Source organism: Kitasatospora sp. NPDC091257, assembly GCF_044757675.1.
Taxonomy (GTDB): domain Bacteria; phylum Actinomycetota; class Actinomycetes; order Streptomycetales; family Streptomycetaceae; genus Kitasatospora; species Kitasatospora lactacystinica.
The window spans coordinates 1-10022 of sequence record NZ_JBIVVI010000193.1; the positions used below are offsets into that span (position 1 = coordinate 1).

A 10022-nucleotide genomic window follows, 5' to 3' on the forward strand; every position below is an offset into this window, starting at 1 on the left:
GGCCGGCCCGCCGCGTGTACCGTCCTCCCCCATCCCGGCGTCTTCTTATTCGACCAGGTGCCGGCCGGCACCTGGTACCTGCTGGCACACTCCGTCCCGGCCGCCTTCGACGAGGTGCTGACGGGTGGCCACCCCGTCTCGGTGGGATCGGTCGGACCGATCGAGGTGCGGCCGGACGTGCCGCTGCTGCCGATCGAACTGCGCCTGCGCCCGGCCCGCGTCCTCGACCCGCCGGTCCTGCTGGCACTGCTGGACGCACGGACCATCGCGCAGACCGTACGGACCCCGATCACCGACACCGCCTGATCCGGCCCGGGCCGCGGCAGCGGGCCGGGCCGACCGGGGCCCGCGCGACGGCGCGGGCCCTCCGCACGGCAGAGCCCCCGCGACGTCGTCGCGGGGGCTCTGCCGTGCACGGCGCGGGCGTGTCCGCTCAGCCGGCGGAGTGCACCGTCATCGGCAGGCCGCCGCGCACCCGCAGCGACAGCATCGGCTCGGCCACCACCCGGTACCCGGGCACCTTCCTCAGCCGCAGGTCCCGGGCGACCATGGCGATCGTGAACGTGGCCTCCAGCAGCCCGAGGTGGTTGCCGATGCAGAAGCGCGGACCCGCCCCGAACGGGATGTAGGCGTAGCGCGGCCGGTCCGTGGCCCGGTCCCGGTCGAAGCGCTCCGGGTCGAACTGCTCCGGGTCGTCCCAGAACCGGGAGTGGCGGTGCAGGGTGTACGGGCAGATCAGGACGTCGGAGCCGGCCGGGACGTGGTACCCGCCGACCTCGTCGTCCGCCTGGGCCTGCCGCGGCAGGATCCACACCGGCGGGTAGAGCCGCATGACCTCCTCGACCACCATCGAGGTGTACCGCAGGCGGTGCAGGTCCTCGAACTCGGGCAGGCGGTCGCCGAGCACCTCGACGGCCTCGGCGTGCAGCCGGTCCATCACCTCGGGGTGCCGGTCGGCCAGGTAGAACGTCCAGCCCAGGGTGCTCGCCGTGGTCTCGTGGCCGGCCAGCAGCAGGGTGACCAGTTCGTCGCGCATCCGCTGGCGGGCGACCTTGTGGTCGGGCTCCTGCCGGGTGGCGACGATCAGGCGGGACAGCGCGTCCTCCCCCACGATCTCCCCGGCGTCGCGGGAGACCCGCTCGGCCACCAGCCGGTCGACCACCCGTTGCAGGTCCTGCCGGGCCTGCCGGAAGCGGAGCTGCTTGGACAGCGGCACCCAGCCGGGCACCATGCCCATGGTGACCATGTCGAACATCGCCTGGTCCTGCACGGCCTCGAAGTCGTGGCCGACCGCCTCGAAGGCGCTGAGGTCGACGTCGAGCAGGGTGCGGCCGAGCACCCCGAGGGTGAGGGCCGTGACCTCCTTGGTCACGTCGACCGGTGCGCCGCCCTCGTGCGCCCGCAGCCGGCCGACCAGCTTGGCCGCCTCCTCCGCGACGGCACCGGCCTGTTGGACGATCCGCTTGTGCTGGAAGGCGGGCTGGATCTGCCGGCGCTGCTTGCGCCAGAGTTCCCCCTCACTGGTCAGCAGGCCGTTGCCGAGGGCCCGCCGGGCCTGGGCCAGGCCGATCCCCTTGTGGTAGTTGGCCGCGTTGTCCGCGAGCACGTGCTTGGCGTGGTCGGGGTGGTTGAAGAAGTAGAGCGTCTTGGGGCCCATGGAGATCCGGACCGCGTCGCCGTACTCCGCCGCGGCGGAGCGCATCATTTCGAGCCGGTCCCCCACCAGCCTGCGCAGCAGGACGGGGGCGGCCCGGCGCGGCGGGCCGGGCGGCACCCGACGGGTGGCGGCCACGGTCAGCACCCCCCGACGTCGGCGAAGCGGTCGGCGATGGCCTGGCGCCACACCTCGTACGCGGGCAGCGCGCCGGGCACCGGCCCGCTCGGCCGCGCCTCCTGGCTGACCGCGGCGGCCTGATCGGGCGTCATGCCGCAGAAGACCCGCGTGGCCAGCTCCGTGTGCGGCACCAGCAGTCCGGCCCGGATCCGGGCCTCGGCCGCGAACGCGCTGCCCTGGGCGACCATCGGCCCGTGGATGCCGGCCCGGTCGCGGAACGCGCACAGCTCCGCCTCGTCCACGCCGCCGGCGTAGGTGGCGGCCAGTCCGGCGCCGCCGTAGAGGTCGGACCGCCGGGACTCCGGGAACTTCTCGATCATGGTCGCGACCAGCTCGGCGTCGGTGCCGCCGACGAACCACAGGGCCCGGCCGATGCCCTGGTCCATCGCGCGGCCGGCGTACGACGGGGAGTCGTGCGCCGGCCAGGGGAAGGCCGGGTCCCGGTACTGCTGGTGGACGTACCGGTCGGTGCGGAAGTACGCCTGGTGGAAGCCGTATCCGTCGAGCACCAGCCAGCGCAGCAGCGGGTCGAGCTTGTCGATGTCGGGCCAGCAGAACCTCGGAAGCCGGGCCATCGCCCAGCCGATGCCGACGTAGACCATGTAGACGTGGTCGGCGCCCCGGCCGGTGAGGCAGCGGGCCACCGAGTTGCGGCCGGACAGCCGCAGCCCGTCGAGCATGGCGAAGCCCATTCCGGCGCCCTCGTAGGCGAAGCCGCGGAACCGGTCCGGGATTTCCTCCAGCGGGTATTCCGCCTCCGCCGGGTTCCGGGCCTCCACGGCGTGGGCGTAGCCCTCCAGGAACCGCGCGCCGACCGTCTCCAGGAGGTCCTGGGCGGCCGGCGACTTCCGGTGGAAACCACGCGTTTCCAATAGCGTTTCAGAGGTGCTCGGAGTGAGAACTCGACGTCGGAGCGTCCGCCATGCACTGGACACGCCATACTCCTCTCGGGTTTCCCGCGGGGCGGCCGGTCCGCCCCGCGGATGACTTCGCACCGGTCCGGCCCGGGGCTCGTCCGGAAAACACTCAGGCCGCCGGCCCCGGCGCGGGCCGGGGCGAGGGGCCGGCCTCGCGGAAGTGCTCGCGCACGTTCGCCCGCCAGAGCTCGTACGGGGGCGGCCCGCCGGCGGCGCCCGGGGTGCGGTCGTCCACCGCGCAGGCGTCGGCCACCTTCGCCGCCGCCTCCACCGACAGGCCGGTCAGGCCCGTCGAGGCGACCTCGGAGTGCGCGGGCACGAAACCCGCGTACGCACGGGCCTTGGAGGCGAACACCGACCCCTGGGCGAGCTCCGCCCGGTACGGGCCCGCCGCGTCGCGCAGCCCGGCCAGGCCCTCGGCCGTGCCGCCCCCCGCGAAGGTCGAGGCCAGTCCCACGCCGCTCCACAGGTCGCCCTGCCGGTCCGCGCCGAACCTGCGCACCGCGGCCGCCACGTTCGCCGGCGATCCGCCGTGGATGAACCACAGCGCCCGTCCGACGCCCTGGTCGACGGCCCGCTGGAAGTACTCGGGCGCGCCCTGCCACGGGTACGGCTTGGGCCTGCGCTGCCCGTCCACCCAGCGCCGGGTGTGGAAGTAGGCGAGGTCGAAGCCGTAGCCGTCGACGGCCAGCCAGCTCATCGTCGGGTGGTAGGGCGTCCCGGTGAGGTCCGGCAGCACCTTGGGCCACAGCGACCTCGGCAGCCGCGCCATGGCGAAGCCGATGCCGATGTACGCCAGGAAGATGTGCGGCTGCCCGGACCCGGCCAGCAGGTCACGGGTGCGGTGGCCCCGGCCCGTCGCGTCCAGGACGGTGAAGGCCATGGTGGCGCCCTCGTACGCGAATCCGCGCTGTTCGGGTTCGACCAGGCCGAGTCGGCGCTCGACCTCCCACTGGCTCCGGGCGTCGATCCCCCACTCGAAGCCGCAGACCACCGCCTGGGGCACCGCCTCCAGCCGTTCGGTGCTCTCCGTCGGTGTCACCGGGAAGCCGCGTCCGGCGAAGGTCACCGAGGCCAGTGACGGTGTCAGTACCAGTCGGCGCAGCGATCCGAAGGTCGTCGGCACGATCCCTCCCAGGCTCACGTCCCGCAATTGACGGTCCTCCCCATGGTCCTGAGGCGGCGTCACGGCCCGCATCTCCACGGTTGCGTTTCTGAACCCGCCCGGCCGCCGGGCGTCTTCGGGCGTGCTCCGCCCGCCGTCCCGCCGGCCGTCGCCCGGAACCCGGGCGCCACAATGGAACCGGCCCGCGCGAGACCGGGGTTCCGGCACCGTCGGTCCGTCCCCGCAACGTCGTCCAACCGAAGGAGAGCCCGTATGAGCACGTATCAGCGGAACGCCGAGGCCACGACCGGGTCGCTCTGGGACCGCTCACCGGACCATCTCGCCTACCGCGGCTCCCGGGAGAACATCACCGGGCTGCTGGGCGGCCGGCCCGCGGTGGCCGACGTTCCCGTGCCGGCCTGTCCCGGGTGGACGGTCCTGGACCTGGTCGGCCATCTGCTGGAGGTCTGCCGCACGGTGGCCGCCGACGCGCCGGGCAACCTGTGGGAGGTGCCGCACGCCGACTCCGGCGACGGCCTCGCCGGTCTGCTCGCCGAGTGGTCACGGCTGGACGGCGGGGTGGAACGGGTGCTCACCGAGTCCCCGCAACTGCGGCACACCATGCTGATGATGGACGCGTTCACCCATGAGATCGACCTCCGGGTCGCGCTGGGGGAACCGGTGCTCCCGGACCACCCGTCCTACCCCTCGTCGCTGGACCTGGTCGTCCGGGGCTTCTCCAACGCGGTGCGCACGCTGGGGCTTCCGGCGCTGCGCATCGAGACGCCGGGCGCCGAGTGGCGGGCCGGTGACGGCGAGCCGGCCGCCGTCGTCCGCGGGCACCGGCACGACCTCCTCCGCTCGCTCACCGGCCGGCGCTCGCCGGGGCAGATCGCCGGACTGGACTGGAGCGCCGCGCCCGAGGCCTGGCTGCCCGCCTTCACCTGGGGCCCGTTCCGGCCGCCGGCGCAGCCCGTCGAGGACGCGGCCGCCGGGCGGTAGGCCCCGGGCCCGACCGGTCCTCGGCGGGCCGGGAAACGGCGCTGTGGCGCTGCCCCGAGCGGGCAGCGCCACAGCGCCGTTGCGGTGTCGTGCGCGGTGTCGCACGCGGGTGCCTCAGGCCGCGACCGCCCCGACCTGCTGCGGCTGCGCGGCCGTCCCGTCCGGGGCGCCCGCCCCGGCGGAGTCCGCCTGCCGGGACCGCTTGATCAGGTGCGCGACCCACCATCCGATCCCGCGCAGGGCGCAGACGATGGTGGTGGCGTAGAAGAGCGTGTAGACCACGTTGAACACCATCAGGACCGCGTAGACCATGGCGACCGAGGAGCCGAACATGAACTGGGCCTTGGCCTTCATCGGCGTCGTTCCCGGGTCGCTGATCATGTAGTTGGTGAACAGCACGAAGGCGACGCCGGTCATCGCGCCGAGCGCGGAGTACAGCGAGACGTCCCAGATCCAGTGCCGGACGAACGCCTGGATGGCGAACGCCCCGAGCCAGCCGACGATCAGCGGCGTCCGCTTGGTGAGCAGCGCGTTGATCACCGTTCCCGCGGTGGCGATGATCAGCGGGATCATCACCCGGAAGAAGGTGTTCGCGTTCTCCGTGAACTGGTACGGCGGCGAGATGCTGAACCAGGACCCGAAGCACACCAGTGACATCGTGATCCCGAAGTTGGACGGGTTCATGTAGTGCCGCATCCGGCCGGCGATCGGCGCCTGCAGGGCGTGCTTGCCGCCGACGCCGATGACCACCCCGAAGAACATCGGCAGCAGCTGGTTGTTCCCGTAGGTCAGCATGTTGACCGCGAGCGCCGTGATGTGGGCGGGCAGCAGGAACTCGTAGACCCCGCGCACCCCGTTGCCCAGGAAGCGCGGCGGGCGCCGCTGGGCCCAGCCGCTGATCAGCTCGAAGCAGATCTCGCACGTGTAGGCGGTGAACACCGCGATGAACGGCCACAGCCAGGGCTGTTCGAAGCCGAGCAGGGTGTAGCCGAAGGCGTTGAACACGCTGATGGAGATCGCGAAGTTACGCAGGGCGAGGTAGCGCGGATCCTTGGGCTTCGCGGGGGCGGCGGGCGCGGGGGGCGCGGCGGCCGGGGCGCCGCCGGGGCGGGACTGCGCGGTGGCGCTCATCGGTTCGGGACCTCCTGGGCGTCGCTGGTCAGCATCAGGGTGTGCGTACCGGCGGTGAGCTGCTCGGTCTTCTTGTTCATCCCGCCGTTCGCATCCCGCCACCGCAGCTCGACGGTGACCGGACCCTGGTGGGAGCCGAGGCCGAAGCGCGTGTCGAAGCTGCGGAAGCCGCCGTGGCCGCCGCCGCCGTCGAGCTGGGAGATCTGGGTGCCGTCCGGGGTCATCACGCACACGGTGGCGCCGTACGCCGGCGACCCGGAGTTCACCAGGCCGTCGCCCGCCCCGCCCTCGGCGGTCGGCCGGTAGAGCCGCAGGTTCAGCTGGTTGCCCAGGTTGGGCGAGGTGTTGGCGTAGAAGGCGGGCGGGCCCCACTGGCGGGCCACCGCGAAGTCCAGCCGGCCGGTCCCGGTGGTGTCGCCGGTGGCGAGGCCGCGGGTCGGGGTGGGCACGGCGATGCCCAGTTGCTCGCTGATGTTGACGTACGGGCCGTCGGGGGTCTTGGCGTAGAAGGCGATCGCCTCGTCCCCGGCGATGTCGTCACCGGGCTGGACGTTGGGCCACATCGCGGGGTTGGACAGCAGGTCGTCGTTGGTCATGGCCATCTCCTGCAGCCACGGCCAGCGGTTGATCTTGCCCTTCACGAAGCCGGTGGCCTGGAGGACGTTGAGGTCGCCGCTGTTGAGGAAGTCGCCCATCTTGGCGTCCCAGCCCCAGCCGGTCCAGGCCATGCCGTGCTCCTGGGCCTCCTGGGTGAACGGCGCGATGCCGGCGTCGAGCTTGTTCCGCATGTCGGCTTCGTCCTTGGCCTTGTTGATCCAGACGAAGTTGCTCTCCTCCAGGCCCCAGGCGACGGTGATGTTGCTGACCATCATGTCGAACTTGCCGTCGTGGCCGAGGTCGCCGAAGTCGACGCCCATGCCCTTGAAGGAACCGTTGCCGAGCACGAAGGACTTGGGCGTGGTCGGGGTGCGCTGGCCCTTGGCCTCGGTGAGCTCGATGTGCCCGGGCGTCGACCGGTTGTACAGCAGGTGCCCGTGACCGAAGTCGTTGGCGACGTACAGCTCGGGCAGTCCGTCACCGGTCAGGTCGGCGCCCGAGATCGCCAGGGTCCATCCGGTCGACGCGTCGAAGGGGATGGCGCCCTTCTCCTCCACGTACGACGCCGTGGGCTCGGGCCCCGAGGTGCTCTGCTGCCAGCGCAGGACGTGGTCGCCGCCGGCGTTCTTGGCACTGGACAGCGAGTCGTTCATCACGACGTTCTTCAGACCGTTGGGGTCGAGGACGTCGGAGTCGGGGAAGTAGTTGCCGATCACGATCGACGGGTGTCCGCTGCCGTCGAGGTCGCCGACGTAGTCCGCGTCGGTGTTCCAGCGCGGGCCGTGGTACTTCCCGTCCAGCGACTCCGAGGCCACCAGCTCGCGCGGCACGTAGGAGCTCGCGGCGGGGGTCGTCGCGTCCGACTTGGCCATGAACAGGATGGGCGTGCGGCCCCAGTACGTCACCAGGAGGTCCATCCGGCCGTCGCTGTTGAAGTCGCCGGGTGTGCAGCCGGTGGGCGCCATGGTGTCGTCCATCGGCAGCGGCTTGCCGTCCAGTACGAAGGGCGTGAACCGGTCGGCCTGCCGGGCGGTCGGCGTGTACGTCACGACGACGCTGTCGGTCCTGGTGTCGACGATGCACATGCTGTTGGCCACACCGTGCCCGGTGAGGTCGTTGATCGCGATGCTGGCCCCGACCGAGGAGATCCACGAACGGATCTTCTGGTAGGCCGGGTTCACCTTCCGGACCGTCTTCATCGGCTGCTGGTCGTAGCCGGGCGGCATCGCGATGGGCATTTCCTTGAAGCCGTACTGCTTCGCGACCCCTTCCGCCCCGGCCACCGCGACCGAGCTCCGCGCCGCGAAGAACAGCGAGGCGGCCACCATGATCACCACCAGGCCCGGTACCAGTCTGCGGAATCGTTCACGGTTTGTCACCGAAATTCCCCTCTCGGCAGATCGCGTACGACCCTGCTTTCGCATCGAGTGCACTCCCGCGGCCGACTCCGGCGGGCCGAAAAGGCCCGGGGTCCTGGTTCCGCGGTCCCGAAATGCGACGGTGAATCCCACTTCACTCGCAGGTCTACTGCACGAGCATGAACGCCGGACGCCCGCAAAGGCATCTCTCACATTGCTCACCGGCCGGGAACGGCTTTTGCCAATTGTTTTCCCGCCGAAAGAATCTCCGGCGGCGTGATCGGAAATGGGTGATCCGCCGCCCGCGATCGGCGATCGGCCCGGATACCCGGCCGCGGTCGCCCGCGCGTCGCGGGCCGGCGGACGGCGGACGGCGGACGGCGGACGGCGGACGGCGGACGGCGGACGGCGGACGGCGGACGGCGAGTGGCGGGCAGCGGGCGCCGGCCGGCCGGGAACACGCCGAAGCGCCCTCCGAACGGACGACGGAGGGCGCTTCGACAGCAGGTGGTTCGACGGCGGGCGCTCGGGCGGGCGCGCACGGGGCCGCCGGGCGGCGCGCGCTCGGCGGCGGTCAGTAGCGGGCGGAGGCCCCCGGCGGCACGTCGTGGCGCAGCCACCCGGCGGGGTCCACCCGGCGGCGCACCCGGTCCACCCGTTCGACGTCGGCCGCGGACAGGTGCCGCTGCGGCTGCTCCAGGCGCTCGACCAGGGTCGGCGCGGTCCGGCCGGTGTCCCAGGGCGTCAGGGCGGAGCGGACCTCGGCGCAGTGCGCCCGGGCCGCCGCCGTCGCGGCCGGGTCGAGCGCCAGGCCGCCGGCGGTGAAGGCGAAGGCGGCGTCGAGGTGGCTCAGTGCCCCGCCGTCCGGATCCGGCACCGCGAGCGCGCCGCCGAGCTGCCGGAGTTCGGCGTTGACCAGTGGAGATCCCGAGCCCTCGCCGAGCACCCGGAGGAACGCCTCCGCGCCGTCCGCGCCGAGTTCGGAGAGCAGCAGGTGGTCCCCCACCACCGGCACCGGATCGGTCGGGTCCATGTGGGTGCGGACCACGGCCGGCGGGGTGGTGGTCTCCCAGGTGTCGAGCACCGGCTCGGCGACGGCCCGGAACCGGCCGAGCAGGTCGGCGGCCTGGCGTTCGGCGGTCGCCAGGCCGTCCTCGGTCGGACTGAGCACCACACCGGCCAGGCACACCACCGGACCGCCGGTCAGGGCCGGCGGGATCTCCGGCACGGCCGGCAGGTTCATCACCCGGAACACGGTGGTGACGTCCTCGGGCGCGTCCCGGGTCCAGCTCAGCCAGCGGGACAGCAGCTCGGGGCCGTGCGCGGCGGGCCAGAAGGCGGCGCCGGTGACCACCCGGGCCGCCGGGAAGAGCGCGATCTCGATCGCGGTGACGACGCCGAGTCCGCCGCCGCCCCCGCGCAGGGCCCAGAACAGCTCGGGGTCGGCGGTCGCCGAGACGCGGCGGAACTCGCCGTCCGGGGTGACGAGTTCGATCGCCCGGACGCTGTTCACGGCGAGCCCGGCCCGGCGGCCGTAGAAGCTGATCCCGCCGCGCAGCAGGTAGCCGACCACGCCGACCGTGGGCGAGGTGCCGTGCGGCGCGGCCAGCCCGTACCCGGCGGCGGCCTCGACCACCGCGCCCCAGCGCGTTCCCGCCGGGACGCGGGCGGTGCGGGCCACCGGGTCGATCACGACCGGGCCCGCGGGCTCGGTGCGGAGGAGCAGGGATTCGTCCATCGGGCGGGCCGAGCCGGCGGCGTGCCCGGTGGTGTGCACCCGGACCCACCGGCCCGCGCGCTGGGCGTGGCGCAGCGCGGTCCGGACCTGTCCGACGGTGCGGACCGTCACCGCCGCCGCGGGCCGGACCGGCGCGGCCAGGTTGAACACGGCGGTCGCGGCGGCGAAGGCGCGCTCCCCGGGCAGCGCGACGGCGTGCTCGGTCTCGGTCATGGCAGGAGCTCCTCGGCTCGTTGACGGGTCACTTGACGCCGAACCGGGCACGGGCCAGCTCCCGGGTGGTCACCGCGGACAGGAAGACCCCGATCCCGGAGTGGCTGTGCAGGGCGCAGCCGGTGCC

Annotated in this window: 7 protein-coding genes and 1 pseudogene; 2 read left to right on the forward strand and 6 right to left on the reverse strand. The window is 72.9% G+C overall.

All coding sequences use genetic code 11. The features are described from left to right. A pseudogene (locus ACIQOV_RS12070) lies at positions 1 to 306 on the forward strand (hypothetical protein); the annotation flags it as partial. A gap of 127 nt (positions 307 to 433) precedes the next feature. On the opposite strand, the gene ACIQOV_RS12075 reads toward ACIQOV_RS12070, so the two are convergent. The 3 genes from ACIQOV_RS12075 to ACIQOV_RS12085 form a co-directional block, all read right to left on the reverse strand. Continuing rightward, positions 434 to 1792, reverse strand: coding sequence for a cytochrome P450 (locus tag ACIQOV_RS12075; protein ID WP_359912771.1), 1359 nt, complete (start codon positions 1790 to 1792; stop codon positions 434 to 436). Between the two features lie 2 nt (positions 1793 to 1794). Next, complete coding sequence (locus ACIQOV_RS12080; protein ID WP_401047751.1) at positions 1795 to 2769, reverse strand: DUF1702 family protein; 975 nt, start codon at positions 2767 to 2769, stop codon at positions 1795 to 1797. 91 nt (positions 2770 to 2860) lie between these two features. Beyond that, entirely contained in the window at positions 2861 to 3877 is a 1017-nt protein-coding gene (locus ACIQOV_RS12085) for a DUF1702 family protein (protein ID WP_401047754.1), read from the reverse strand. Between the two features lie 252 nt (positions 3878 to 4129). On the opposite strand from ACIQOV_RS12085, the gene ACIQOV_RS12090 reads away from it, so the two are divergent. Beyond that, positions 4130 to 4858: a maleylpyruvate isomerase family mycothiol-dependent enzyme gene (locus ACIQOV_RS12090; RefSeq protein ID WP_401047757.1), complete on the forward strand. Its 729-nt coding sequence runs from the start codon at positions 4130 to 4132 to the stop codon at positions 4856 to 4858. Between the two features lie 114 nt (positions 4859 to 4972). On the opposite strand, the gene ACIQOV_RS12095 is transcribed toward ACIQOV_RS12090, so the two are convergent. The 3 genes from ACIQOV_RS12095 to ACIQOV_RS12105 all read right to left on the reverse strand — a co-directional run bounded on the left by ACIQOV_RS12095 (position 4973) and on the right by ACIQOV_RS12105 (position 9895). Beyond that, positions 4973 to 5989: an enediyne biosynthesis protein gene (locus tag ACIQOV_RS12095; RefSeq protein ID WP_380554043.1), complete on the reverse strand. Its 1017-nt coding sequence runs from the start codon at positions 5987 to 5989 to the stop codon at positions 4973 to 4975. After that, a complete protein-coding gene (locus ACIQOV_RS12100; protein ID WP_401047763.1) occupies positions 5986 to 7914 on the reverse strand; it encodes a CRTAC1 family protein in 1929 nt (642 codons plus the stop codon). Before ACIQOV_RS12100 ends, ACIQOV_RS12095 begins: the two co-directional genes overlap by 4 nt. A 604-nt stretch (positions 7915 to 8518) precedes the next feature. Then, entirely contained in the window at positions 8519 to 9895 is a 1377-nt protein-coding gene (locus tag ACIQOV_RS12105; protein ID WP_401047760.1) for an FAD-binding oxidoreductase, read from the reverse strand. Positions 9896 to 10022: the final 127 nt, after the last annotated feature.

Excerpts from the sequence above, each read along its gene's own strand:
- ACIQOV_RS12090 (WP_401047757.1), top strand. The coding sequence starts at position 4,130 with ATGAGCACGTATCAGCGGAACGCCGAGGCCACGACCGGGTCGCTCTGG.
- ACIQOV_RS12095 (WP_380554043.1), bottom strand. The coding sequence starts at position 5,989 with ATGAGCGCCACCGCGCAGTCCCGCCCCGGCGGCGCCCCGGCCGCCGCG.
- ACIQOV_RS12100 (WP_401047763.1), bottom strand. The coding sequence starts at position 7,914 with ATGGTGGCCGCCTCGCTGTTCTTCGCGGCGCGGAGCTCGGTCGCGGTG.
- ACIQOV_RS12105 (WP_401047760.1), bottom strand. The coding sequence starts at position 9,895 with ATGACCGAGACCGAGCACGCCGTCGCGCTGCCCGGGGAGCGCGCCTTC.